General features: G+C 70.9%; 27 protein-coding genes. 6 read left to right on the forward strand and 21 right to left on the reverse strand.

What is annotated here, in order from left to right:
* Positions 1-162: 162 nt before the first annotated feature.
* The 3 genes from KF737_RS00100 to KF737_RS00110 form a co-directional block, all read right to left on the reverse strand.
* On the reverse strand, positions 163-1116 hold the full coding sequence (locus tag KF737_RS00100; protein ID WP_296448824.1) for a MoxR family ATPase: 954 nt from the start codon (positions 1114-1116) through the stop codon (positions 163-165).
* An 84-nt stretch (positions 1117-1200) separates the two neighbouring features.
* Positions 1201-2724 (reverse strand): aldehyde dehydrogenase family protein, encoded by a 1524-nt coding sequence (locus tag KF737_RS00105; RefSeq protein WP_296448826.1) that lies wholly within the window; start codon positions 2722-2724, stop codon positions 1201-1203.
* Positions 2725-2887: 163 nt separating this feature from the next.
* Entirely contained in the window at positions 2888-3997 is a 1110-nt protein-coding gene (locus KF737_RS00110) for a saccharopine dehydrogenase C-terminal domain-containing protein (RefSeq protein ID WP_296448829.1), read from the reverse strand.
* A gap of 122 nt (positions 3998-4119) precedes the next feature.
* Between KF737_RS00110 and KF737_RS00115 the strand changes: the two genes are divergently transcribed.
* Both KF737_RS00115 and KF737_RS00120 read left to right on the forward strand, forming a co-directional pair.
* Positions 4120-4545 carry an Lrp/AsnC family transcriptional regulator gene (locus KF737_RS00115; protein WP_296448832.1) on the forward strand — a complete coding sequence of 142 codons (426 nt, stop codon included), beginning with the start codon at positions 4120-4122 and terminating at the stop codon, positions 4543-4545.
* Positions 4546-4549: 4 nt separating this feature from the next.
* Complete coding sequence (locus tag KF737_RS00120; protein WP_296448836.1) at positions 4550-5308, forward strand: PIG-L deacetylase family protein; 759 nt, start codon at positions 4550-4552, stop codon at positions 5306-5308.
* Positions 5309-5450: 142 nt separating this feature from the next.
* Here KF737_RS00120 and KF737_RS00125 read toward each other — a convergent pair whose 3' ends face one another.
* Together KF737_RS00125 and KF737_RS00130 are read right to left on the reverse strand one after the other, a co-directional pair.
* Positions 5451-5780: a hypothetical protein gene (locus KF737_RS00125; RefSeq protein WP_296448839.1), complete on the reverse strand. Its 330-nt coding sequence runs from the start codon at positions 5778-5780 to the stop codon at positions 5451-5453.
* A gap of 3 nt (positions 5781-5783) precedes the next feature.
* Positions 5784-6626: a Gfo/Idh/MocA family oxidoreductase gene (locus KF737_RS00130; protein ID WP_296448841.1), complete on the reverse strand. Its 843-nt coding sequence runs from the start codon at positions 6624-6626 to the stop codon at positions 5784-5786.
* Positions 6627-6748: 122 nt separating this feature from the next.
* Between KF737_RS00130 and KF737_RS00135 the strand changes: the two genes are divergently transcribed.
* On the forward strand, positions 6749-9250 hold the full coding sequence (locus KF737_RS00135; protein WP_296448844.1) for an ATP-binding protein: 2502 nt from the start codon (positions 6749-6751) through the stop codon (positions 9248-9250).
* A 139-nt stretch (positions 9251-9389) separates the two neighbouring features.
* Here KF737_RS00135 and KF737_RS00140 read toward each other — a convergent pair whose 3' ends face one another.
* Positions 9390-10532, reverse strand: a complete 1143-nt coding sequence (locus KF737_RS00140; protein WP_296448848.1) for a hypothetical protein — start codon at positions 10530-10532, stop codon at positions 9390-9392.
* A 14-nt stretch (positions 10533-10546) separates the two neighbouring features.
* A complete protein-coding gene (locus KF737_RS00145; RefSeq protein WP_296448851.1) occupies positions 10547-10948 on the reverse strand; it encodes an OB-fold domain-containing protein in 402 nt (133 codons plus the stop codon).
* Positions 10949-11053: 105 nt separating this feature from the next.
* Between KF737_RS00145 and KF737_RS00150 the strand changes: the two genes are divergently transcribed.
* Positions 11054-11482 (forward strand): DUF1810 domain-containing protein, encoded by a 429-nt coding sequence (locus KF737_RS00150; protein ID WP_296448854.1) that lies wholly within the window; start codon positions 11054-11056, stop codon positions 11480-11482.
* On the opposite strand, the gene KF737_RS00155 is transcribed toward KF737_RS00150, so the two are convergent.
* From KF737_RS00155 to KF737_RS00165, 3 genes are read right to left on the reverse strand one after another with little or no spacing between them, the layout of a single operon-like run.
* Positions 11479-11910, reverse strand: coding sequence for a hypothetical protein (locus KF737_RS00155; RefSeq protein WP_296448857.1), 432 nt, complete (start codon positions 11908-11910; stop codon positions 11479-11481). The two genes, KF737_RS00150 and KF737_RS00155, sit on opposite strands and share 4 nt — an antisense overlap.
* Positions 11907-12161: a type II toxin-antitoxin system Phd/YefM family antitoxin gene (locus KF737_RS00160; protein WP_296448860.1), complete on the reverse strand. Its 255-nt coding sequence runs from the start codon at positions 12159-12161 to the stop codon at positions 11907-11909. The genes KF737_RS00155 and KF737_RS00160 overlap by 4 nt, the downstream gene beginning before the upstream one ends.
* A gap of 49 nt (positions 12162-12210) precedes the next feature.
* A complete protein-coding gene (locus KF737_RS00165) occupies positions 12211-12906 on the reverse strand; it encodes a helix-turn-helix transcriptional regulator (protein WP_296448863.1) in 696 nt (231 codons plus the stop codon).
* A gap of 102 nt (positions 12907-13008) precedes the next feature.
* Between KF737_RS00165 and KF737_RS00170 the strand changes: the two genes are divergently transcribed.
* Positions 13009-13182, forward strand: a complete 174-nt coding sequence (locus tag KF737_RS00170) for a hypothetical protein (protein ID WP_296448865.1) — start codon at positions 13009-13011, stop codon at positions 13180-13182.
* Between the two features lie 211 nt (positions 13183-13393).
* On the opposite strand, the gene KF737_RS00175 is transcribed toward KF737_RS00170, so the two are convergent.
* From KF737_RS00175 to KF737_RS00190, 4 genes are all read right to left on the reverse strand, one after another.
* Entirely contained in the window at positions 13394-13564 is a 171-nt protein-coding gene (locus tag KF737_RS00175) for a hypothetical protein (RefSeq protein ID WP_296448867.1), read from the reverse strand.
* Between the two features lie 66 nt (positions 13565-13630).
* Positions 13631-14014 (reverse strand): hypothetical protein, encoded by a 384-nt coding sequence (locus KF737_RS00180; protein WP_296448869.1) that lies wholly within the window; start codon positions 14012-14014, stop codon positions 13631-13633.
* On the reverse strand, positions 14011-15039 hold the full coding sequence (locus KF737_RS00185; RefSeq protein WP_296448872.1) for a phosphotransferase family protein: 1029 nt from the start codon (positions 15037-15039) through the stop codon (positions 14011-14013). Before KF737_RS00185 ends, KF737_RS00180 begins: the two co-directional genes overlap by 4 nt.
* Before the next feature lies 1 nt (position 15040).
* Positions 15041-16333, reverse strand: coding sequence for a cytochrome P450 (locus KF737_RS00190; RefSeq protein WP_296448875.1), 1293 nt, complete (start codon positions 16331-16333; stop codon positions 15041-15043).
* A 147-nt stretch (positions 16334-16480) separates the two neighbouring features.
* On the opposite strand from KF737_RS00190, the gene KF737_RS00195 reads away from it, so the two are divergent.
* A complete protein-coding gene (locus KF737_RS00195) occupies positions 16481-17554 on the forward strand; it encodes a hypothetical protein (protein ID WP_296448878.1) in 1074 nt (357 codons plus the stop codon).
* A 192-nt stretch (positions 17555-17746) separates the two neighbouring features.
* Here the strand turns inward: KF737_RS00195 and KF737_RS00200 are convergent, their stop codons facing one another.
* From KF737_RS00200 to cpaB, 7 genes are all read right to left on the reverse strand, one after another.
* Positions 17747-18271, reverse strand: coding sequence for a TonB family protein (locus KF737_RS00200; protein ID WP_296448881.1), 525 nt, complete (start codon positions 18269-18271; stop codon positions 17747-17749).
* A gap of 120 nt (positions 18272-18391) precedes the next feature.
* Positions 18392-19372 (reverse strand): type II secretion system F family protein, encoded by a 981-nt coding sequence (locus tag KF737_RS00205; protein WP_296448886.1) that lies wholly within the window; start codon positions 19370-19372, stop codon positions 18392-18394.
* 4 nt (positions 19373-19376) lie between these two features.
* A complete protein-coding gene (locus KF737_RS00210; protein ID WP_296448889.1) occupies positions 19377-20348 on the reverse strand; it encodes a type II secretion system F family protein in 972 nt (323 codons plus the stop codon).
* Positions 20348-21739, reverse strand: coding sequence for a CpaF family protein (locus tag KF737_RS00215; RefSeq protein ID WP_296448892.1), 1392 nt, complete (start codon positions 21737-21739; stop codon positions 20348-20350). Before KF737_RS00215 ends, KF737_RS00210 begins: the two co-directional genes overlap by 1 nt.
* Before the next feature lie 77 nt (positions 21740-21816).
* Positions 21817-22992: a cellulose synthase operon protein YhjQ/BcsQ gene (locus tag KF737_RS00220; RefSeq protein ID WP_296448895.1), complete on the reverse strand. Its 1176-nt coding sequence runs from the start codon at positions 22990-22992 to the stop codon at positions 21817-21819.
* The gene (locus tag KF737_RS00225; RefSeq protein WP_296448897.1) at positions 22992-24311 is read right to left on the reverse strand and encodes a type II and III secretion system protein family protein; all 1320 of its coding nucleotides are present in this window, start codon (positions 24309-24311) and stop codon (positions 22992-22994) included. Before KF737_RS00225 ends, KF737_RS00220 begins: the two co-directional genes overlap by 1 nt.
* 14 nt (positions 24312-24325) lie before the next feature.
* The gene (gene cpaB / locus KF737_RS00230; RefSeq protein WP_296448900.1) at positions 24326-25243 is read right to left on the reverse strand and encodes a Flp pilus assembly protein CpaB; all 918 of its coding nucleotides are present in this window, start codon (positions 25241-25243) and stop codon (positions 24326-24328) included.
* Between the last annotated feature and the right edge of the window lie 28 nt (positions 25244-25271).

Consider the following 25271-nt stretch of genomic DNA (forward strand, 5'->3'; position numbering starts at 1 on the left):
GGGCGGCTCTGCCTTTCGGCGTTTGCGGCGGCGAAACGAGGGCGCGCGGCAGCCCGGGGTCCTGGCTGAACCTCGGGCGCGGCCGACGGGCCGGCGCCACCCTCTCCCTGCCCTCTCCCTCTCCGCTTCGCGGGGGGAGAGGAGGCCGTAGCGCGTGCGCCCTCATCGCCGGTGCAGCAGTTCGACCACCTGGGGCTCGACGGCGGCGATGTCCTGCTCGAACTTCAGGATGACGTTGAGGGTGTCGCGCACCATCTCCGGCGACAGGCTGTCGGCGTGCAGCAGGACCAGCGCGCGAGCCCAGTCCACCGTCTCGGAGATGGAGGGCGCCTTGCGGAGGTCCAGCGTGCGGAGCGTCTGCACGAAGCCCACCAGTTCGCGGGTCAGCCTGGCCTCGACGCCCGGCACGCGGGAGGCGACGATCTTCTCCTCCAGCGCCGCCTCGGGCAGCGGGATGTGCAGGTGCAGGCAGCGGCGCTTGAGCGCGTCGCCCAGGTCGCGGACGTTGTTGGAGGTGAGGAACACCAGCGGCGGCGTCTTGGCCTGCAGCACGCCGAGCTCCGGCACCGAGACCTGGTAGGCCGACAGCACCTCCAGCAGGAAGGCCTCGAACGCCTCGTCCGACTTGTCGACCTCGTCGATCAGCAGCACGCAGCCGTCGTCTTCCTTCAGCGCGCGCATGAGGGGCCGCGGCTCCAGGAACGGCTCGGAATAGAAGAGGTCGCCCATGCCGTGCAGGCGGACCATGGCCTCGTCCATGTCGGCGGCGTCGGCCAGCGCCTCGCCCATGCGGTCCTTCAGGATCTGGGTGTAGAGGAGCTGCTTGCCGTACTTCCACTCGTACAGCGCCTTGGACTCGTCGAGGCCCTCGTAGCACTGCATGCGGATGAGCGGCAGGCCCAGCAGCGTGGCGGTGGAGAGCGCCAGCTCGGTCTTGCCGACGCCCGCCGAGCCTTCGACCAGGATCGGCTTCTGCAGGTTCACCGCCATGTAGAGCGCCGTGGCGATGCGGCGCGAGGCGATGTAGCCCACGCCGCCCAGGCCCGCGATCAGCGCTTCGACGGAAGACAGCGGACCACCGGCGTTGGCCGCGGCTGCCGGGTTGGAAATGCTCAAAGGACCGGACTTTCGAAAATGAAGATCTGAAAGCCCGATTGTGCCGTGCGGGGCGAGCCTGTGCAAACAGGCGTTTGGATTCGCTCAGACGTCGAACGTCACGCCCTGGGCGAGCGGGAGGGTCTTGCCGTAGTTGAGGGTGTTGGTGGCGCGGCGCATGTAGGCCTTCCAACTGTCGGAGCCCGACTCGCGGCCGCCGCCGGTCTCCTTCTCGCCGCCGAACGCGCCGCCGATCTCGGCGCCCGAGGGGCCGATGTTGACGTTGGCGATGCCGCAGTCCGAACCGCGCGCCGAGATGAACAGCTCGGCCTCGCGCATGTCGTTGGTGAAGATCGACGACGACAGGCCCTGCGGCACGTCGTTCTGCAGCGCGATGGCCGCGTCGAGGTCGCGGTACCTCATGACGTAGAGGATCGGCGCGAAGGTCTCGCGCTTCACGACGTCGGCCTGGGCCGGCATCTCCACGAGCGCGGGGCGCGCGTAGCAGCCCTGGGCCAGGTCCACGGCTCCCCCGCCGTGGACCTGGCCGCCCGCCTGGCGGGCGTCTTCCAGGGCGCGCTGCATCCCCATGAGCGCGGCCTGGTCGATGAGGGGACCCACGAGCACGCCCGCCTCGCGCGGATCGCCGACCTTCACGGAGGCGTAAGCCGCCTTCAGGCGCGGCAGGAAGGCGTCGTAGACGCTCTCGTGTACGAAGAGGCGGCGCAGCGTCGTGCAGCGCTGGCCGGCGGTGCCCATGGCCGCGAAGGCGACGCCGCGGATGGCGAGGTCGAGGTCGGCGGTGGGGGCGACGATCGCGGCGTTGTTGCCGCCCAGCTCCAGCAGGGCGCGGGCGAAGCGCCGGGCCAGGCGCGGGCCGACGGCGCGGCCCATGGCGGTGGAGCCGGTGGCGCTGACCAGCGGGACCTTCGGATGGTCGACCAGGGCCTCGCCGACCTCGCGGGCGCCGATCACCACGGCCGAGAGGCTGGCCGGGGCGTCGCCGAACCTGGCGACGGCGCGCTCGAACAGGGCCTGGACGGCGAGCGCCGTCAGCGGGGTCTTCTCGCTGGGCTTCCAGACGCAGGTGTCGCCGCAGATCAGCGCCAGCGCCGCGTTCCAGCACCACACGGCGACCGGGAAGTTGAACGCCGAGATGACGCCGACGACGCCCAGCGGATGCCAGGTCTCCATCATCCGGTGGTCGGGGCGCTCGGTGGCGATCGTCAGGCCGTAGAGCTGGCGCGAGACGCCGACGGCGAAGTCGCAGATGTCGATCATCTCCTGCACTTCGCCCAGGGCCTCCGAGGTCACCTTGCCGGCCTCCAGGGTGACGAGGGCGCCCAGGTCGGCCTTGGCGGCGCGCAGCTCCTCGCCGAACAGGCGGACCAGCTCGCCGCGGCGGGGCGCAGGGACGTTGCGCCAGGCGAGGAAGGCCGTGTGCGCGGCCTCGACCGCGGCGGTCACGTCGGCGACCGAGGCGTCGTGGACATGGGCCATGGTCTCGCCGGTGATCGGCGAGCGGACGGCGCGGGCGCCGCCGGTCCAGAGGACGTCGGCGACGCCGAGCGCATTGAGGACTTCGCCGGCCTCAGCGGCGGCGGAGGCGATCGGGGTCTGGACGGTCATCGGCGGCTCCGGATTGGGGCTCGAACTCTCTCTATTTGAACGTCCTCCCCGGGCTTGTCCCGGGGATCCATGAGCGCCGTGGCGGCCGGAGTTCCGCAGCCTCGCCGACGGTGTTCATGGGTGGCCGGGACAAGCCCGGCCATGACGTTCCAAGGATGGGTTGCTACTCGGCGGCGGCGCGAAAGGCCGGCGCCTCTTCAGCCGCGTAGTAGCGCCCGAAGCGGTTGGCGAGGAACGCGTGCAGCGGGATGTCCTCCTGGCGGATGAAGCCCTTCGCCGGCAGGTCGCCCGAGGCCAGCATGTCGAGCACCGCGCAGATGGCGCCGGCGGTGGTGATCTGGATGGCGCTCTTCACCTCGCCGCCGATCTCCTGGGCGAAGACCTTGTTGACGTAGGTCTCCTGCATCAGGTGGCCCTTCTTCATCCCCGAGACGGTGACGAAGACGATGACCACGTCCTGCATGGTGGCCGGGACCGAGTTCTCCAGGATGTCCTTGAGCACGTCGCGGCGGTTGCGCAGGTTCAGGTCGTTCAGCAGCGCCTTGATGATCGCCGCGTGGCCCGGATAGCGGATGGTCTTGTAGTTCAGGTTCCGGACCTGGCCGTCGAGGGTGTGGCAGAGGGTGCCGAGCCCGCCCGAGGTGTTGAAGGCCTCGTAGGTGACGCCGTCGAGGGCGAACTCCTCACGCTCCTCCATGGCCGGCGTCTCGCGCAGCTTGCCGTTCACGATGGCCTCGCACGGCTCGCAGTACTCGTTGATCACGCCGTCGGTGGACCAGGTGAGGTTGTAGTTCAGCGCGTTCGACGGATAGCGCGGCAGGGCGCCGACCCGCAGGCGCACGTCGTGGAGCTGGTCGAAGTGCTTGATCAGGTCCCACGCGGCGATGGTGATGAAGCCGGGGGCGAGGCCGCATTGCGGGATGAAGGCGGTGGCCGCGTCGGCGGAGAGTTCGCGGACCACGCGGCTGGAGGCCACGTCCTCGGTCAGGTCGAGGTAGTGGGCGCCGGCGGCCTTGGCGGCGCGCGCGACGGCGATGGTCAGGTGGTAGGGGGCGCAGTTGACGGCGGCGAAGCAGCCCGCGAGCGCGCCTTCGGTCTGGGCGGGGCTGTCGATGGCGAGCGCGGCGGTCTCGACGTGCGCGCGGCCGGCGAATTCGCCGAGCGCCTCGGCCGACTGGTCGATGAGGATGACGCTGTAGCTGCCCGAACCCACCAGGAGGTCGACCACGGTCGAACCGATCTTGCCTGCCCCGACGACGGCGACCTTGCGCATTTCCTGTGCTCCCGCGGCTGAGGGATCGAGATTCGCGCTCGCCGCCGCCGCTTTCAATTGGCGCTTGGTCGATCTGGGGGTTTAGTCTGGGCGTATCGCCGATCAGATTGTGCGGAACGCCGATGGACGACCTGGACGAACACCTGCTGGCCCGGCTGCGCGAGAACGCCCGCGCGCCGGTCGCGGAACTGGCCCGCGCGCTGGGCCTGTCGCGGACCACGGTGCAGAGCCGGCTCGCCAAGCTGGAGCGGAACGGGACGATCGCCGGCTACGCGGTGCGGCTCGCGCCCGCCTACGAGCAGGGCCGGGTGCAGGCCTTCGTCATGCTGACCGTCGAGCCCAAGCAGGCGGCGGCGGTGAACGCGGCCTTGAAGCGCATGTCGGGCGTGCGGCGGCTGCAGTCGGTGAGCGGGCCGTTCGACATGATCGCGACGGTCGAGGCCTCCGGCGTGGCCGAGATGGACGCCGCCATCGACGAGATCGGGGCGGTGAAGGGCGTCGAGCGCACCAACACCTCGCTGGTGCTCTCCACCAAGTTCGACCGTTAGCGGCATGGCGAAGATCGTCGCGATCCATGCGCACCCGGACGACATCGAGTGGCTGGCGGCCGGGACGCTGGCGCTGCTGGGCCGGGCCGGGCACGAGATCGCCATCGTCACCGCCACGGCCGGCGAGGGCGGTTCGGCGGAATATCCGCCCGAGGAGACCGGCCGCATCCGCCAGGCCGAGGCGGCGGAGGCCGCCGCGCTGATCGGAGCGGAGTATCGCTGCCTGGGCTTTCCGGACCTCGGCGTCTTCAACGACGACCCGTCGCGGCGGCGGGTGACCGGGCTGATCCGGGCCATGGCGCCCGACGTGGTGATCGCCGCCTCGCCGATCGACTACCACCCGGACCACGAGGCGATCAGCGTGCTGGTCCGCGACGCCTGCTTCGCCGCCCCGGTGGCGAACTACAGGGCCGGCGAGGCCCCGCCGCTGGCGGCGATCCCGCACCTCTATTTCTGCGACGCCGCGGGCGGCCGCGACCGTGAGGGCCGGCCGCAGGGGCGCGATTTCGCCGTCGATGTCGGCGCCACGTTCCAGCTTCGCCGCGAGATGCTGGACCGGCACGTGAGCCAGGCCAACTGGGTGAGGAAGCACCACGCCATCGACGACCACCTGGCCTCGATGGAGGCCTGGGCGCGGCGCGTGGGCCGCGACTACGGCGTCGCGTTCGCCGAGGGCTTCCGCCAGTACCGCCACGAGCCCTATCCGAAGAGCCCGCGCCTGCAGGAGCTGCTCGGCGACAAGGTCCTCGCCAACCCGTCCTGAACGTCATGGCCCGGCTCGTCCGGGCCACCCACTGGGCTGTGAGTGGCCTGTTGGAGCGCGGCGGCGCCGCTGCTGTTCCCCGCCCGCCTCACAGCCCAATGGGTCCCCCGGACAAGCCGGGGGATGACGAGCGGAGGGGGGTTTATGCGGGCTTCTGTTCCCCCGTACGGGCCGCGTCGTAGCGGGCCCACATGGGGGCGCAGTCGACCAGGGTGCGCTCGTCCATCGCCCGGTCGATGGCCATGACGGTGAGGCCGGCCTCCATCGACTCGTAGGGCGTGACCGGGAAGGGCGCCCGGCCCTCCATCGTCGCCAGGAGGTCCAGCGCCATCGCCTGGTCGGCGCCGTTGTGGGCGTCGGCGGTGCGGGTCTCGAAATCGAGGCGCTCCGGCTTCCCGCGATGGAGCGTGTGGCGGACCATCAGCTTGTTGCGCACCAGGTCGGCGATCAGCGTCCCCTCGGTCCCGGCCACGTACTAGCGCCGCTCGCTGAGCGCCGTGTGGCTGTTGGCGTGGAAGCCGAGCCGCACCTGGTTGTCGTACTCGACCATGGCGACCTGGTGGTCGGCGACGTCCATGTCGGACTGGAAGGCGTCGTTCGCGCCGGCCCAGCCGGCGTCGCGCAGCGCATAGGCGGCCGAGCCGTCCTCGTAGGCGCGCGGGCGGTCGGCCCGCTCGGCTGTGAAGATCCGCCGCCCGCCGAAGCTCGCCACGCGCGCCGGCCGGGCGCCGGCGATGCGGCCGAAGATGTCGAAATCGTGGACCACCTTGTCGAGGAAGTAGGACCCGCCCCATTCCTGGCGGCGGCGCCAGTTGCGGGCCAGGTAGCCGCCGTGCTCGGGCGGCAGGTGCTCGGTGGCGTCGATGGAGACGATCTCGCCCAGCTCGCCGCTGTCCACGCGCTTCAGCACCTCGCGCACGATGGGCAGCGAGCGCATCACCAGGCCCACGTACAGCGGCGGCGCGCCGGGCTGCGCGAGGCGGCGGGCGAGGTCGTCCGTCTCCTGCTCGGTGCGGACGATCGGCTTCTCGGCGAAGATCGGCGTCCCGGCGTCGAGGGCCTGCATCAGGTGGGCGTAGTGCAGGTGGTTGGGCGCGCCGAGCATCAGGAGGTCGTAGGGCCCGCGCGCCAGCAGTTCGGCGACGTCGGCGCACGACCGGCCGGGGCGGACGCGGGTCTTCTCCAGGATCGGCGCGCCCACCGGCGCGGGATCGACATAGGCCGAGAGGTCGATGTTCCAGCTCACCTCGTCCATGGCCGCCAGCACGTGCGCGATCCGCTGGCCCAGCCCGACGACGCCGATCCGATAGGTCCTCATGGCGGCATGAAAGCAGAAGGGTCGGCGGGATCAACAGCCTCGCAGCGGCGTGGGCCTGTCGGTTACCCCGCTTAAACGAAAAAGCTTCAGAATGCCCGCCACTTGAGGGTTTTAAGGCGGCTATGAAGTCTCTCTCGCGGCGGTTCCTGATCAGTGTCGGGGTGATGTCGCTGGTCGTGACCATCCTCGGCACGCTCGGCGCGTTCCTCGTCTTCCAGCGCGAGCTGTCGAACCGGCAGATCGCGTACCTGGCCGACTATGTGCGCGAGCGTTCGTCCAACGTGGAGCGCCGCTTCTCGAACCTGACCGCCCTGCACAAGGCCGCCGGCGAGGAGCTGGAGCGGCGCATGAACCGCCTCTCCGACGCCGAGGTCGACCGGCTGGCCGACCGCTACTTCCCCGTCCGGCCCGACGGCAGCCGCCGCAGCCCCGACAGGTATTTCGACGGGACGACGCAGGACGGGACATACGTCTACGGCATGGCCGCCTTCCTGGCCGACCCGGAGAAGATGACCCGCGACGAGAAGCGCGCGGCCGTGGCGGCCTTCGAGCTGGTGGCCAATTTCGGCCAGGCGGCGCGCAAGGACTACGACAACTTCTACTTCATCGAACCGCCCGCCACGCGGCTCGTCATGTTCGGCCCCGACCGGCCGGACCGGCTGATGTTCTACCGCCACGAGGCGCCCCGCGACCTCGACATCTCCAAGGAGGAGATGGCGTCGCTCACCAGCCCCGAGAACGACCCCTACGGCCTGACCCGCTGCACCAACCTGCAGCGGCTGATCCAGGACGACGTGGGCGAGCGGCTGGCGACGGGGTGCCTGACGCCGGCCTATGTGAACGGGCGCAACGTCGGCGCCTTCGGCTCGTCGATCGAGCTGACCGGCTTCCTGGCCAATGCCGTGAAGACCAGCCTGCCGGGCGCCCAGGCCCTCCTGGTCACCGGGAAGGGCGAGCTGATCGCCTATCCGGGCTTCACGGCGCCGGGCAAGGCTTCGGAGGCGGCGGTCGCGGGCTACGAGAAGCAGTTGCAGCTCAGGACCCTGGTCGCCGCGATCCGCCGGGACGGCAGGCCGAACGGCGTGATCACCAGCCCCGACGGGAAGCTGATCGTCGCCTACGGCCAGTTGGCCGGGCCCGACTGGTACCTTCTCCTCAGCTATCCGAAGGCGTCGGTGGCGGCCTCGGCGGCCCGCTCCGCGTCGTGGGTGCTGGGGCTGGGCGCGATCGCGACGGCGCTGCAGGTGCTGCTGGCGGTGTTCCTCGCCCGGCGGTTCATCGTCTGGCCCTTGCAGCGGCTGGCGGCGGCGTCGGACCCCGCCGCATCGGGCGGCTCGACGCGGCCCGACGTCTCGCGCGAGGAACGGCGCCCCGACGAGATCGGCGTGCTGGCCCGCTCGCTGCGGGCCGAGCGGGAGAAGGTGGAGGCCGTGCTGGCTTCGCTGGAGGACCGCGTCGCCGAACGGACGGCGCAGCTCGAGCGCGCCAACGCCGAGAAGAGCCGCTTCCTGGCCAACATGAGCCACGAGCTGCGCACGCCGCTGAACGGCGTGATCGCCATCTCCGAGACCCTGTCGCGCGAGCAGGCCACGCCCAAGGGCAAGGAGCTGGCCGAGCTGATCGTGGCGTCCGGCCGCCTGCTGGAGCGGGTGCTGACCGACATCCTCGATTTCTCGAAGATCGAGGCGGGCGAGATCAAGCTGGCGCGCGACGAGTTCGCCATGACCACCCTGGTCAGCCGGATCGCCGAGCTGCACCGGGCCGCGGCCGAGTCCAAGGGCCTGGGCTTCCGCTGGTCGGTGGCGCGCGAGGCCGAGGGCTGGTTCGCGGGCGACACCGTGCGCCTGACCCAGGTGCTCTCGAACATGCTGTCCAACGCCGTGAAGTTCACCGAGGCCGGCGAGATCTGCCTCGAGGTCGACGCGGCCGGCGGCACGGTGGGCTTCACCGTCGCCGACACCGGCATCGGCTTCGACGAGGACGTGCGCCGGCGCCTCTTCCGCCGCTTCGAGCAGGCCGACGACTCCATCCGCCGCCGTTTCGGCGGCACGGGCCTGGGCCTCGCCATCAGCCGCTCGCTGGTGGAACTGATGGGCGGCTCGATCGAGGTGGCGTCCGAACCCGGCAAGGGCTCGACCTTCTCGGTCATCGTGCCGCTGGAGCGCATCGACGGCGAGACGGCGACCTACGAGGACGACGAGGTCGAGGCGTTCGACATCTCGGGCGCCCGTATCCTTCTCGCCGAGGACCACCCGACCAACCAGAAGGTCGTCCAGCTCGTGCTGGACTCCGTCGGCATCGCCCCGGTGATCGTCGAGAACGGCGCGCTGGCGCTCGAGGCGCTGAAGGCCGAGCGGTTCGACGTGGTGCTCATGGACATGCAGATGCCCGAGCTGGACGGCCTGTCGGCCACCAGCCAGCTCCGCGCCTTCGAGCGCGCCGCCGGCCTGCCGCGGACGCCGGTGATCATGCTGACCGCCAACGCGCTCGACGAGCACGTGCGCGCCAGCCTGGAGGCCGGCGCCGACGCCCACCTCTCCAAGCCGATCCGCGCCGACGTCCTGATCGAGGCCATCCTGACCGCCATGGCGGGCTCCGAGGACCGCAACGAAGCGGCGGCTTAGCCGGCGATCCTCCACACCCGCCAAGGTGTCATCCCGGTCCCCCGCTTTCGCGAGGGCAGGCTTCGGCTCCGCCCAAACCGGGATGACAGCGGGCGCGCGCCATCTCCTCTTGGAGGAGAAGGGGCCCGCGCCTCGCCCCCTACGGCTTCTCGTTGCCGAAGATCACCGTGCCGGCGGCGCCGAACATGCCGCCGACGCCCTGGCAGACGCTGATCTTCGCGCCCGGAACCTGGGCCGGGGCGATCCCGCGCATCTGCCGCACGCTCTCCTGCAGGGCATACATGCCGTACATGCCCGAGTGCATGTAGCTGAGGCCGCCGCCGTTGGTGTTGAGCGGCAGCTTCCCGCCCGGCCGGGTGTTGCCCTCGCGGATGAAGGCGGCCGCCTCGCCCGGCTTGCAGAAGCCGAGGTCCTCGAGGCCGTAGAGCGGCAGGTGCGCGAAGGCGTCGTAGACCATCAGGTGGTCGACGTCGGCGTGCTTGATCCCCGCCTCGTCGAACGCCGTCTTGCCCGAGATCCTGAACGCCGTGGAGGAGGTCGCGTCGTACATCTGGCTGACCAGCGGGGTCTCCACGCTCTCGCCGGTGCCCAGGACGTAGACGGGCTTGGTCGGGAAGTCCTTCGCCCGGTCCGCCGAGGTCAGGATCAGCGCGCCGCCGCCGTCGGTGACGAGGCAGCACATCAGGATGCGGAACGGCCAGGCGATCATGCGGCTGTTCAGGACGTCGTCGACGGTGATCGGGTCCTTGAAGGTGGCGCGCGGGTTCCTGGCCGCCCATTCGCGCTGGACCACGGCGACATGCGCCAGGTCCTCTTCGCCGAGCCCGTAGGTCTTCAGGTAGCGCAGCACCGGCACGGTGAACATGCTGGGCGGGCCGACCGGGCCGTAGGGCATCTCGAACTGGCCGGCGAGGCTGGAGGGCGAGGCGCCGAAGCGGCCGGCGCCCACGCGGCTCTTCCCGCTCTCGCCGTGGGTGACGAGGATGGTCTTGGCATGGCCCGCCGCGATGGCCGCCGCGGCGTGGCGCACGTGCAGCATGAACGAGCAGCCGCCCACCGACGTGCCGTCGGCGTAGGTCGGCTTGATCCCTAGGTACCAGGCGAGCTCGGTGGGGCTGATGCCGGCGGTGGCGACGCCGTCGATGTCGCTGGGCTTCAGCCCCGCATCGGCCATGGCGTTCAGCGCGGCGTCGGCGTGCAGCCCGATCACCGACTGGTCCGGAATGACGCCCATCTTCGTGGTTTCCGCGGCCCCGACGACCGCGACAGATCCAGGTTTCATGTGCGCTCTTCCCCCTACTTGGCCGGCGCGAAGAGCGGCAGGCTGATGTCGTCGCTCTGCTTCGAGAACGAGACCGTCAGGGGCATGTCGAGCTGAAGCGCCTCCGGCGTCTGCGGGCAGCCTGTGATGTTGGTCATCATGGTCGGGCCCTCATCCAGCTTCACGACCGCGATGGCGTAGGGCTCGGTCCCCATGTCGGGACGCGGGCGGTGGTTGATGACGTACGACCAGAGGATCGCCTTGCCGCTCGCCTTCACGACCGCGACGTCGCGCCCGCCGCACTTCGGGCAGAACGGGCGCGGCGGGAAGTAGGTGTCGGAACAGGCGGTGCAGCGCTGCAGGCGAAGCTCGCCTTCCTTGCAGCCCTCCCAGAAATGGCGGGTCTCCGGAGTCGGCTCCGGCAACATGCGTGGCATCTGAAATCCATCCCCTTCGAAAAATCGGTCTGTTCGCGGGCCGCGAAATGGCGGCGCGCCAGCAAAGACGAGACGGCGGCGCTTGTCACGTGCAGGATGACGCGCATGGGCGATCCGTTCGATCTCACCCGGTTCGTGGACGCGCAGGACGCGGACGGCGTCTACGACCGCGCGCTCGCGGAGCTCAAGGCCGGGCGCAAGCAGACGCACTGGATGTGGTTCGTCTTCCCCCAGCTCCGCGGCCTGGGCGCCAGCCACATGGCGCAGAAGTACGCGATCGCGGGCCTGCCGGAGGCGGCGGCCTATCTCGGCGACGGGGTGCTGGGGCCGCGCTACCGCGCCTGCGTCGCGGCGCTGAACCGGCACGAGGGCCTGAGCGCCCACGCGATCATGGGCAGCCCCGACGACCTGAAGCTCCACTCCAGCCTGACGCTGTTCGCCCTGGCCGCGCCCAACGAGGCCGGCGTGCGCACGGCGCTGCGCAGATACTTCGACGGCAAGCCCGACCCGCGCACGCTGGAGCTGCTGCGCTAGCCCCGATCCCGCGTGCGGGCGCGGCGCGCCCGGGCCAGCGTTTGGATTCGTTGTTTGACCGTCTCGAACAGCGGACGCGGCAGCATTCCGTAGGCGCAGGTGTCGGCGCCCGGAATGGGCCGCAGATCGTAACCCGGCCAGAGGAAGCGGTTCAATTCGTCGAGCCGAATCCAATGGCGCTCGTCATCGAGGCCGAGGGCCCGTGCGGCCTCGGCCGGCAGGAGCTGGGACGCCGCGTCTTCTGGGGGTTCAGCGTGGGTGATCGGCGCGACAATCGTCACGACGCCGCCCTGCGGCCCGACCGCGGCCGCGACGACGATGGCGCAGGGCCGGTCTTTGGCCGCCTCGTCGGCGCCGGCGGCGGCCTCGTGGCTCCAGAGGAAAGAGTAGCGGATGACGAGGCCGGGCCGAGGCTCGGGCAGCTTCAACGCGGGGTCTCGCCGTACTCGGCGGCGGCGATGAGCGCGAGGGTCTCATCGTCGAGGTCATCTACCCGCAGCACTTGTCGTTCGCGCGCCTTCAGCCGTTCGTAGTGGTCGAGTTCCTCGGCTGAGAGGTATCCGCCGACGACGCGGTCGTGGCTGGTGACGACGACCAGCCTCGAGCGGATGGCGGCATGCTGATAGCGCCCGAAGTTGCGGGCGAACTCGCTGGCGGTGACGGTAAGGGCATCGGTCATGGAAGGAACCTCACAGCCTAAATTACGCATTTTCTGCAAAATGCGCAACTCACGCGGCGGCCTCCCGGCCCACCGGGCCGAAGGCGCGCTCGAAGGCGGCGAGGCCCGGGGCGCTGAAGGCGACGACGCGCGTGCCGTCGACCCGGCGCGCCCAGCCCAGGGCGTAGATGCGGTCGAGCAGGGCGGCGCCGAAGACGCCCGAGAGGTGGCTGCGCCGCACGCTCCAGTCGAGGCAGGCCTTGCAGAGGGGCCGGCGGCTGGTGGTCTCCAGGCACGCGCCGAAGTCGCGCGCGAAGGTGCGGCCCGCGTCGGTCAGCACCAGGGAGCCGTCGCGGTCCTCGATGCGCCCGTCGGCGACGAGGGCGTCCAGCATGGCCACGCCGGCGTCGCCCGCGAGGTGGTCGTAGCAGACGCGGGCGCGGCGCATGGCGGGGTCCTTCGGGCCGGGCCGCGTGCGCATATGGCCGGCGCGGCCGGCGAGGAGCGCGAGCTGCTCCATCGCCTCGGCGACGTCCCGGCCGGCCAGCGCGAAGTAGTTGTGGCGGCCCTGGATGCGGCGGGTCAGGAGGCCGCCGGCTTCCAGTTGCGCCAGGTGCGAACTCGCGGTCTGGGGCGTGATCCCCGCCTCGCGGGCGAGCTCGCCGGCGGTCAGCGCCTGGCCGCCCATCAGGGCCGAGAGCATGTTGGCGCGGGCCGGGTCGCCCAGCAGGGCGGCGATGCGGGTGATGTCGGGGCCGAGCCTCATCCGGGCAGACTAGCCGATCCGTGTCCGGGACGCTTCGGGCGCGGCCGAAACATGTGCGGCGCCCGGCCCGCTATCCGGAGCGTCTCGCAACCGGAGCCCGCCATGACCGTCACCTGCTGCATCCGCTACGTGATCGACCCCTTCCAGAAGGACGCCTTCGAGGCCTACCGCGCCCGGTTGAAGCTCAGCCCGCAAGGCGCGGCGAACTTCGCCTTCGCCCAGGAGGCGCGGTTCATCCTCTCCGAAGAGCGGACCTGGCCGACGCCGGTGGTTTGAGGGCTGAGCCACCCACCGATTGTCATCCCGGTTTTGGCGAAGCCAAAGACCGGGACCCAACCGTCCGCACACTGGGTTATGACCGGCCCGCGGACCGGTGGGCCGCCCCATCCATCGACGCACCGGTTGGTTGGGTCCCGGTCTTCGCCGCAGGCGAAACCGGGATGACAGCGGGGGCGAAACCGGGATGACAAACGAGGTGAGGCGGAGGTCAGGACGCCAGCGTGTTCTCGGCCTTCATGGCGGCATAGGCGCGGCGCAGGACCGCGGCGGCGTCGTCGATCTGCGCCTGCCAGCGGGCGAGCTCGCGGTTGTAGTGGCCGTTCCCGAGCTTCTCCACCACGGGATCGGTCTCTTCGGTCTTGCGCTTCGCCGCGGCCATGCCTGCCCACCTCCTGGTCCTGGCGGGCAGTTTGCGCCGGTCGTGGTTTCGGGCGCGTTGACGTTCCTAGACCGGGGCGGAGGAAATCTTGCGGCGCTCGGTCGCAGCCCGCAGTTCCGCCCAGATCGCGTCCTGGCGCGCGGCGTCGCCCGCGGCCTCGGCGGCGGCGTGGGCGTCGATCAGGCGCGCGCGCAGGCGGTCGTTTTCGGCCTTGAGGGCGGAGAGGCGCAGGTCGGGATCGTCGCCGGTCTCGCCCAGCAGCGCGCGGACGGCGCGGTTCTCCTCGACCAGGATCGCGGCCTGGCGGTCCCACATCTCGGCGGCGACGCCCAGCAGCATGGCCGAGAGGCCGAGGTCGCTGGCGCGCTCGGCTTCGGGGACGCCCGGCATGGCGTTCTTCGCGAGGAGCCCGGCGAGTTGGGCGAGGACGGCGGGGACGGGCGGGTTCATGCGAGCTTCCCCATCACCTGCAGCATGGCGCGGTCCTGGGCGTTGATGAGCCACCAGGCGGGATAGATCATGATCGGCGCGGTGTTGCCCCCGCGGTTGAGGGCGGCGGCCGAGCCGACCCAGATTCCCTGCGCCTTCACGCAGTTGAACAGGATCCACCAGTGCAGCGCCGCCGGGTCGGCCTTGAGGCCGGACGCGCGCTCCCAGATGGCGATCGCCTCGCCCTGGCTCGCGAGGCCGCCGGCCCGGCCCGTACCGAAGGCCCAGACCGGCTGCAGGCTCCAGCCCAGGTCCTCCAGCGGATCGCCCAGGTGGCTCATCTCCCAGTCCAGCACGCCGTGGATCTCGCCGGCGTCGTCGTAGAGGAAGTTGCCGGTCCGGAAGTCGCCGTGGACCACGCTGAGCTTCTGCGCCGGCGGCGGTGGGTTGGCCCGCAGCCAGCGGATCGCGGCCCGGGTGACCGGCAGCGGCTCGGCCTGGTCCTTGTCGATCAGGCCCTCCCAGTGGTCGAGTTCGCGCTTCCAGCAGGCGTCGAGGGCCGGGCTCTCCATCCACCTGGTCAGGCCGACGGCGGCCGGGTCGGCCCTGGCGATCTCGCCGAGGATGGCCCACTTCCGATCGGCGACCCTGGCGAGCACCTCGGGCGTCGCGGTGGCGAACAGCATCTGCGGCGAGGCCTGGAAGCCCGCGATCTCCTCGGCGACGAAGAACGGGTGGTCGAGGTGGGCGGAGCCTTCCTCCAGCCACAGCATCTCGGGCACCGGCACCGCCGAGCCGCGGAAGGCGCGGTAGGCCTCGAACTCCACGCGGCGCTCGGTGTCGATCAGGCTGGCCGGCGGGTCGCGGCGCAGGATCATGCGCCGTTCGCGCACCACGCCGCCCTCGCTCCAGCTCAGGATGAAGCGGTAGGTCTCGCGGCTGGCCCCGCCGGAGATGCGCTCCAGCGACGACACCACCACGCCGCGCGCCTCGGGCATCCGGCCGGCGATGTAGGCCGCCAGCCGCGGTTCGAGCGGATGGGCCAAGTCAGGCCAGCGTGAAGCGGATGGGGAGGCGCTTGGGCCCGTTGACGAACACCGCCTCGCTCATCTTCGGCTCGCCGGCCAGTTCGACCGATTTCAGGCGCGGGATCAGCTCCTCCCAGAGGATCCGCATCTCCATCTTGGCGAGATGCTGGCCGAGGCAGAGGTGGGCCCCGTAGCCGAAGGCCAGGTGCTTGTTGGGCTTGCGGTCGACACGGAAGTCCTCGGGCGCCTCGAACACCGCCTCGTCGCGGTTGCCCGAGGCGTAGCAGAGCATGATCCAGTCGTTCTTCCTGAGCTGCCGCCCGGCGAACTCGGTGTCCGCGGTGGCGGTGCGCATGAAGGTCTTCACCGGCGTGGTCCAGCGGATGCTCTCGTCCACCAGCCCCGGGATCAGCGAGGGGTCGGCCCGCAGCTTCGCCAGCTCCTTCGGCCGCTCGGCCAGCGCCCACATGGCGCCGCCCACCGACGACGAGGTCGTGTCGTGCCCGGCGGCGGCCACGATGATGTAGTAGCTCATCGCCTCCAGGTCGGAGATCGGCTGGCCGTCGACGACGCTGTTGGCGATGACCGTGGCGAGGTCGTCGGTCGGGTTCCTGCGCCGCTCCTCCGACAGCGCCCGGAAGTAGTTCGAGAAGTCGACGATGACGCCGAAGTCCATCTCCTGCTCGCCGCGTCCCAGCTTCAGCGGCGCGTCGTCGGCCTGGCGGCCGAGCTCGGGGTCGGAGGCGCCGAACAGCTCCTGGGTGAGCTTCAGCATCCGCGGCTCGTCTTCCTCGGGCACCCCCAGGATCGTCATGATCACGTGCAGGGGATAGTGCAGCGCCACCTCGTTGACGAAGTCGCACTCGCCGCCGAGCGCGGCCATCCTGTCGACGGCGGCGCGCGCGATCCTGCGGATGCGCTCCTCCAGCCCGCGCAGGTTCTGCGGCATGAACCAGCCCTGGGTCAGGGCCCGGTACTTCGGGTGATCCGGGGCGTCCATCTGGACCAGGGTGCGCAGCAGGTGCGGGCTGCCGCCCATCATCTCGCGGACCTTCTTGTCCATCACCTGGGTGGTCAGGGTGGGCGAGCGGTCGCCGGAGTGGAAGAGGTCGTTCTGGCGGCTGATCTCCAGGATGTCGGCATGCCTGGTCGCCACCCAGAAGGGGTCGATGCCCTCGATCTTCGCCACGCCGAACGGCTCGTTGTTCCGCAGCCAGCGGTAGGTCTCGTAGACCTTGCCCGAGGCGTAGTCCGTGGGGGTCGCCAGGGTGTCGGCGTGCTCCTGCGGGATCCGGTGGTCGGCCGCGGTCATGACGCTCATTTCGTCAAATCGTCGTCGGCCTGACGCGAGGTCACGCGGGACGACGCCTCCCGTTTGTCCTTAACTGGGCGCGGAGTTGATACCCGCACGCGACGGCCCGCAAGCATGACCGCGCGTCAACCGCAGGGAGCGCCGGCGATGCTGACCAAGGGCGACGACTACCCCATCCACCAGACGCCGGAGCCGATCGCCTACGCGGGCTCGGACCGCAACTTCTACGACCGCTATTTCTTCAACGCCTACGCCCCGGACGGCGCGGCGTTCCTGGCGGTGGCCTACGGCGTCTATCCGGCCCTGAACGTCGCCGACGCGCACATCGCCATCGTCAAGGACGGCAAGGAGCGGTGCCTGCACGCCTCGCGCATCCTGGGCCTGGAGCGGATGGACCTCCACGTCGGGCCGATCTCGATCGACATCCTGGAGCCGCTGATGCGCCTGAAGGTCTCGGTGGCCAGGACCGAGGGCATCGCGGGCGAGATCACCTTCGAGGGCCGCGCCTTCCCGATCGAGGAGCCGCGGTTCGTGCGCCGCAACGGCCCGCGCCTGTTCATGGACTACACGCGCCTGACCCAGAACGTCCGCGTCTCCGGCTGGGTCGAAGTGGACGGCGAGCGGATCGAGCTCTCGGGCTGGGTCGGCACGCGCGACCGCTCGTGGGGCATCCGGCCGGTGGGCGCGCCCGATCCGCAGCCGACGCCGGGCGGGACCTTCGCGCAGTTCTTCTGGCAGTGGTCGCCGCTGAACTTCCGGGACCGGAGCGTCTACTACCACATCAACGCCGACGCCGACGGCAAGCCGTGGAACACCCGCGCGGTGATCCTGGAGGACGGCGCCGGCCCCGACGGCGGCTACCACACCGAGGCGGCCACCATGGAGACGGTGCTGGTCCCCGGCACGAAGCACGCGAAGTCGGGGGTGCTGACCATCCCGATGGAGCAGGGCGCGGCGACGGTGACGATCGAGCCGGTGGCGACCTTCCTGATGCGCGGCGTCGGCTACGGCGGCGAGTGGCGGCACGGCGGCCTGAAGGGCGAACTGGCCGTGGCGCGCGAGGACCTCGACTGCGAGACCTTCGACAAGGCCGACATGGGCAACCTGCACATCCAGGCGATCAGCAAGGCCACGCTCAGCGTCCCCGGCCAGCCCGACCAGCAGGGCGTCGGCGTCTTCGAACAACTCATCCTGGGCCCCTACCGCCCGCTGGGGCTCTAGGCCCGACTGCGTCCCTGGAGCGATCCGTCTCACCCCTCTTTCGTCATCCCGCGGCTTGTCCGCGGGACCCATGAACACGGGAGAGGGCGATGGCCCGCAGCGTCGCCGCCATGCCCTCTGGTCCTGTCACGGAGTTCATGGGTCCCGCGGACAAGCCGCGGGATGACGTTGGAGGAAGGCACGAGATGACATTCAGGCCCCCGACAGCCTTTGGCCGGAGACCTTCGCAAGCCGCTCGCGCGCCCAATCCGGCGCGTCGGCGCCCGGCAGAACGAACGCGATCAGGTTGGACATCTCGCGCTCGCCGCCGCCCGGCGGCAGGCGAGCGTCCTTCAGCGCCGTCGCGGCCGCGGTCTCGAACGTACGCGGCGGATCCTGATCGAGCGCCCGGTACCTCAGGACCCGGCCGTCGGACGAAACCCGTAGCGCGACGCGAACCCACCCGCATTGTCCCCGCGCCTGGGCGATCGCCGGGTACCTGATACGGGGCGGTCTCGCGTAGTGGATGTCGGGCTCTTCCAGCAGGCTAGGCGGGGGGCGCGTCTCCCTGGCCGGCCAGACGCGGCGCAGGACGGGCGCCAAGGCGAATCTGATGAGGCTGTCGCCAAGACCCAGCACCACGACCAGCGCCAGCAGCGCGGCGGGAAGCGCGAGAAGCCAGAAGTCGCGCAGCACGGTGCCGAATGCGAACATGGCGTAGATCAGCAGGAACCACATGCCCCACGCGCCGGGGTTCGACCAGCGAAGGCCTACGCGGCGCCAGCCCTGTCTCCGCCCCGTCGCCACTCGCTGCCTCGCGCCGTCGGCGGCGACTCTAGCCGTCCTGTCGCTGCGGACTCAACCGCCCATCCCGCCCTTGCTGAAGACGTGCATCAGGCGGGCGGCGGCGGGGAGCATCAGGGCGCCCAGCAGCGACGGGAAGATGAAGAGGATCAGGGGCACGGTCAGCTTGGCCGAGAGACCCAGCGCCTTCTCCTCGGCGCGCAGCATGCGCTTGGCGCGCATGTCGGCGGAGAACACCGAGAGCGTCTCGCCCAGGCTGGTGCCCATCTCCTCGGCCTGGCGCAGCATGGTGGCGAGCGCGCGGGCGTCGTCGATGCCCAGGCGGTCGGCGAAGGCGCTCCAGGCGTCCTTGCGCGCGCGGCCGGCGCGCAGCTCCAGCACCAGGAAGCGCAGGTGGACCGTGAGGTTCGGATAGCGCCGCTCCAGCTCCTCGGTGACGCGCGTCACGGCGGCGTCCAGCGACAGGCCGGCCTCGACCGAGGCCACCAGCAGGTCGAGCAGGTCGGGGAAGCCTTCGGAATATTCGCGCTCGCGGTTGGTCTTGCGATGCTTCAGCACGAGCTCGGGGCCGTAGATGGCGGCCAGCGAGACGCCGACGGCCAGGGCGAGCCCGCCCAGGTTGCCGCCCTTCTTCCCGATGATCACGGGCAGGGTGAACATCACGCCGACGGTGGCCAGCGCCAGCGCCACGGCCTTCATGCCCAGGAAGATGACCGGCGCCTCGCGGCTGTAGAAGCCGGCCTGCATCAGCCGCGAGCGCAGTTGCGAGACCGCCGCCGGATCGCGCACGGCGCTCTGCTGGCCCAGCCGCCGCACCGTGGTGAGAACCTGCTCGGCGAAGGCGCCGCCCGACGTCTCGACCAGGGGGTCCGATGCGCCGCCGGGCGCGGAGGCGGGCGCTGCGCCGACTGCGGCGAGGCGGCTGCGGCGCAGCGCGCGCACGCGCAGCTCGCCCAGCGCCAGGACGCCGAGGCCGCCCAGCGCGCCCACCGTCAGGACGAGGCCCACGATGTAGATCAGCGTCTCCATCGCCATGGGGTCAGAGCCTCATGTCGATCATGCGCCGCATGATCAGGTTGCCGAGGAAGATCCAGAAGCCGAGGCCGGCCAGGCCGTACTTGACCATCGGCTCGTCGATCACGTCGCCGTAGAACTTGGGCGAGATCACCACGATCATCCCCAGCGCCAGGAACGGCGCGGCGGTCAGGATCATCGCCGAGGCGCGGCCTTCCGAGGACGCCGCCCTGATCTTCAGGCGCATCTTGTGGCGGTCGCGCACGGTGTTGGCGTTGAGCTTGAGCAGGCCCGTGAGGTTGCCGCCGGTGCGCTCCTGCAGCCGCACGGTGGCGGCGAAGAGGTCCACGTCCGGGTGCTGGCAGCGCTCGGCCATCCGCTCGACCGACTGCTCCAGGGTGGCGCCGTAGGCGATCTCGTCGGCGGCCATGCCGAACTCGGTGCCGATCGGATCGCTCATCTCGCGGCCGACGAGGCCGACGGCGGCGGGCACCGGGTGGCCGGCCTCGAGGCTGCGGACGATGATGTCGAGCGCCTGCGGGAGCTGGAAGCCCAGGGCCGCGGCGCGCTTGCCGGCGGCGTACTTCAGCACGCCCAACGGCGCGAGCCCGCCGCCGACGACCGCACCGGCGAGGCCGAGCAGCGGGTTGCGGGTGAGGACGGCGGCGCCCACCGCGCCGATCAGGGCGGCGGCGGCGACGTACAGGAGCCACTTCTTCTGGTCGTAGGGCAGGCCCGACGCCACGATCAGGTCCGAGAGCCAGCGCATCGCGCCCTTGTCGCGGGCGCCCGCGGCGCTCAGGCCCCGCTGCTTGCGAAGCTCCACCACGAGCGCCGATATGCCCTCGACCTTCTCGCCCACCTTCAGGCGCCGGTTCAGCTTGCGCTTCTGGGTGGCGACGGTGAGCAGGCCCGACAGGCCCTGGACGCCCGCGAACACCGCGGCGCCGATCATGATCATGACGATCAGCTTGGCGTCGATGGCGAGGCCCGGCATCAGGCGAGCGCCCTGTTCGGGTCGAAGTTGGCGGTGTCGTACGCGATGCCCCGCCGCAGCATCTCGTCCAGCGCGCGCGGCCGCAGGCCCGTGGCGCGATGCTCGCCATACACCGTGCCGTCGGCGTCCGTATGGGTGCGTTGGTAGAGGAAGATGTCCTGCATCTGCACGACGGACCCTTCCATCCCCACGATCTCGGTCACGTGGGTCACCTTGCGCTTGCCGTCCGACAGCCGGTTCACCTGCACGACCATGCCGACGGCGGCGGCGATCTGGTAGCGCACCGCATCGGCGCCGATGTTGAGGCCGCCCATGGCCACCATCTGCTCCAGGCGGCTGATGGCCTCGCGCGGGTTGTTCGAGTGGATGGTGGCCATCGAGCCTTCGTGGCCGGTGTTCATGGCCTGCAGCATGTCGAACGCCTCCTCGGCGCGGACCTCGCCCAGGATCACGCGGTCGGGGCGCATCCGCAGCGCGTTCTTCACCAGCTCCCGCTGGCGGATCTCGCCCTTGCCCTCGATGTTCGGCGGGCGGGTCTCCATGCGCACCACGTGCGGCTGCTGGAGCTGCAGCTCGGCGGCGTCCTCGATGGTGATCAGGCGCTCGCCGTGGCTGATCGCGGCCGAGAGCGCGTTCAGCAGCGTGGTCTTGCCCGACCCGGTGCCGCCCGAGATCACGGTGGAGACGCGGCTCTTGACCGCGCCGTGCAGGAACTCCGCCATGCTGGGCGTCATCGCCTTGAACTCGACCAGCTTCTCCAGGGTCAGCGGGCTCTTGGAGAACTTCCGGATCGAGACCGAGCAGCCGTCGATGGCGATCGGCGGAATGGCGGCGTTCACGCGGCTGCCGTCGGGCAGGCGGGCGTCCACCATCGGCTGGCTCTCGTCGATCCGGCGGCCGACGCCGGCGACGATGCGGTTCACGATCCTGAGCAGGTGGTCGTTGTCGCGGAAGCGGATGGGCGTCAGCTCCAGCTCGCCGCGGCGCTCCACGTACACCTGGAAGGGGCCGTTGATCAGGATGTCGTTGATCGACTCGTCCTTCAGCAGCGGCTCGATGGGGCCCAGGCCCACCATCTCGTCGAAGATCGAGGCGCCCAGGACGTCGAGCTCCTTGGCGTTCAGCGCCATCCGCTCGTCGCGGGCGAACTGGGTGACCTGGCCCAGCACCTGGCGGCGGAGCTCGCCCTCCTCCAGCTTGTCCAGCTTGGCGAGGTCCAGCTCGTCGATCAGCTTGGCGTGCAGGCGCAGGCGCAGGTCGAGGTTGGCGTCGCGGGGCGGCGGCCCCTTGGGCGCGGGCTCGGCCTTCGGCGCCGGCGACGTCGGGGCGACGGCGGGTTGAGCCGCCAGCGCCGGGGCGGGCGCGGTACGCGCGAGACTGAAGCGGCCCATCCTACTTCGCGCCTTTCGGGAGCTTCGAAGGATTGCGGATGACGGCTGCGAAGCCCTGGCGAAACAGGCCCATGGTCCTAGGCGGCCTTCGCGGGCTGGTCGCGGCGCGGCGGCTGGGCCGAGAGGCGCTCGACCAGCATCTGCACGTCCTTGACGATCTTCGACTTCGGCCGGTGCTGGGCGATCGGGCCGCCCAGGTTCACCGACGCGGCGGCGGCTTCCCAGTCGGAGCTGACGCCGGCCTCGGCCTTGCGCTGCAGCGCCTTCTCCGCCTCGGTCATCGACGGCGCGGGGCCGAACATGCGGCTGGCCAGGCGGTTCAGCACGATGCGGGGCTTGAGGCCGGTGCCCAGGCCGTCCTCGATCTCGTCGGCGTAGGCGCGGGCGGCCAGCAGGGCCGGCACGGTCAGTTCGGAGATGACCACCACCTCGTCGCAGCCGGCCAGGGCCTCCAGGGTCCACGGCCTGCGGTGGCGCGGCAGGTCGAGGATGACCCACTCGTAGCACTCGCAGGCGACCTCCAGCATGCGCAGGATCGCGTCGCGGCCGACGGCGTCGAAGGCGCCCGCGTCGCGCACGCCGGCCATCAGGTCGAGGCCCTTCGACACCGGCGTGACGAAGGCGTGCAGCATGGCCGCGTCGATGCGGTCGGCGGCCTGGCCGAAGTCGGCGAGGCGGGTGGTCGGCGAACAGCCCAGGTAGGCGGCCGCCGCGCCGTCGGCGAGGTTCAGGTCGACCAGGCAGACCGCGCGCTCCTTGCCCGAGCGGGCGGCCAGCGTATGGGCGATCTCGATGGCGATGGTGGTCGCGCCCGAGCCGCCGACGGCGCCGGTGACGCCCCAGCAGCGCGAGTTGATCCCAGGCCCCGGCGCCGGGGCGGGCTGCGCCTCGGCGATCAGGCTGGCGACCGCCGCGGCGAGCTGGCCCGGCGCGTAGGGCGCCTCCAGGATGTCGGACGCGGGCAGGCGCAGGATGTTGCGCACCAGGCCGGCCGGCAGGTTCTCGCCCGCCACCAGCACCGGCGGCGGCGCCTTGAGCGCCGAGAGCGACTTCACCGCCTGCGCGAGCTGGCCGGCGTCCCACGCGTCGGCGTCGATCAGCACCAGGTCCCAGGCGCCCGGGGGCAGGCCTTCGAGCTGGCCCACGGTCCCCGGTTCGATCACCGCGCCCGCGAGCGGGCCGTCGGCGGCGCCGGAAACCGCGGCGCCCAGAGACAGGATTCGCCGGCCGCGGATCAGGTTCGGCGGCGCCATCAACGGCCCTCTTCGGGAGTCAGGGGGCGATCCAGGGCCTTGCCGCCGAAGATCAGGTCGAGCGCCTTCGGCTCTTTGCCGGGCGGGGCCTGCATGGCGGCCGCCTTCGCCTTGTCCGCCGCCGTCGTGTAGCGCGGCGTGACGATGACGATCAGCTCGGTGTCGGCCTGCTTCCAGCGGGTGGAGCGGAGCAGGGCGCCCAGGACGGGCACGTTGCCGATGCCCGGCACCTGGCGCATCGAGTTGGCGTACTCGCGCTGGAACAGGCCGCCGATCGAGAGCGCCTCGTTGTCGCGCAGTTCCACCGTGGTCTTGGTCTGGCGGATGATCAGGCCGGGGACCGTGAAGCCCAGGATCCGCAGCGAGTTGGTGAAGTCGAGCTGGCTGACCTTGGGCTCCACCTCCAGGCGGATCAGGCCGTTGTCCTGCACGAAGGGCGTGAACGTCAGCTCGACGCCGTACTTGCGGAACTCCAGGCTCAGCACGTTGTCGCGCTGCGGCACGGGGTAGGGATATTCGCCGCCGGCGTGGAAGGTGGCCTTCTGGCCGGAGATGGCGACCAGGTTCGGCCGGGCGAGCGTGCGGATGACGCCCTTCTCCTCCAGCGCGACCAGGCTGTTGTCGATCGAGATGTTCCCGACGCCGCCGAACAATTGGAACACGCCCGCCGGCGCGCTCTGGCCGATCAGGCCGCCCGAGCCGGTGGCGAAGTTGAACGAGTTGTTGGTGAGCTGGTTGGTGAAGCCGATGTCCTGCAGGGCCGAGCGGGTCGCCTCCAGCACGCGCACCTCCAGCACCACCTGCTGGGCGTCGCGGACCTGCAGGCGCGAGATCACGGCCTCGGGGGCGTACTTCTCGGCGATCTGTTCGGCGCGGGCCTGGACGCCCGAGTTCGAGACCTCGCCCACCAGCATCAGCGACTCGCCGAGGTTCCGGACCTGGATGGGCTCGTTCGGATAGGCGTTGGCCAGGTCGTGCTGCAGGCTGGCCGCGTCATAGCCCACGCGGATGTCGATGACTTCCATCAGCCGGCCGCCGGGGCCGTAGACCAGCATGTTGGTCGAGCCGAACTCCATGCCCTGGACGTAGAAGCTGGAGTCGCCGGTGGCGGTGACCTTGGCGATCTCGGGCTGGGCGATGACGATCTTCGCTGCCGGCTGCGACAGGCGGTACGACAGCGACTTGTCGCGCGGGACATAGACCGTGCGCCGCAGCGCCGCCTCGCTGGCCAGCGTCTGCGCCTGGGCCGAGGCGGCCGGCGCCGCGGCGGCGGCCACGAGGATCGCGGCCGTGATCAGGGTGCGGAGGAACTTCGGCATGATGGGCGTCCGGCTCAGCTCAGGGCGTCGGCGGCGTTGGCCTGCGGCAGCACCGGCTTCGGGGCGGGCGACGCGGAGGCCTTGCGGGACGAGGCGCCGCGCTCGCGTTTCGACGGCGCGCCTTCCACGATGAGGATGCCGTAGCTGCGGACCGGGCCGCGGTAGACGGTGCGCACCGCGCCGGTCTGGCCGCCCGACAGGAAGTCGGCCGTGCGCATGGGCCTGGCGGCGGCCACGGCGGCCTCGCCGTTGCGGCGCAGCGCCAGCGACAGCGTGCCCAGCGTGGACGCGATCGACAGCTTCTGGGAGTCCTCCACCGAGACCTCGATGGTGGCGGTGTTCGGGCTGGCCGGCTTGTCCGAAGTGGGATCCGCGTTGAGGTCGATGCCGAGCACCCGGGCGTTCTGGACGACGACGTAGGAGATGAAGTTCCGCGTCGGGCCGTCGGGCGTCAGGTCGCGCATCAGCACCACGTCGACGCGGTCGCCGGGGAGCGCGTGGCCGCCCACCCCGGTGGCGTCGTCCACCTTCACGGCATAGGCGCGCTTGCCCTCCTCCAGCTCGGCGGCGACGGTCGGCCGCGCCCCGGGGCCCGAGAGCTTGGCCGGCAGCAGCGCCTCGCGCTGGGCGATGGGGGTCAGCACGACCGGCGGCGCGCCGTGGTCGGCCTGAAGGGCCAGGTCGACGGTGGCGTAGGAGCCGGCGGGCACGGCGTTCTGCGGAACCTTGATGACCGTCAGCATGCCCGCTTCCAGCTTCTCGCCGTACTTGATGGCCCGCGACGCCACGACGATCGGCTGGCCGGCCTGCTCGACGCGCGGCTGGGCGCCCTTCGCCGAGGCGGCGTTCGGCAGGGCGATCTTCGCGACGAAGAGGGCGCCCAGGCCGAGGACCGCGGAGGCCCCCAGGCTTGCGATGGTTACGAGCCGCATGACGTCACCCGACCGACTTTTCTTGTGT

This window comes from Phenylobacterium sp. (genome assembly GCF_019636135.1).
In the GTDB taxonomy this organism is placed as follows: Bacteria; Pseudomonadota; Alphaproteobacteria; order Caulobacterales; family Caulobacteraceae; genus Phenylobacterium.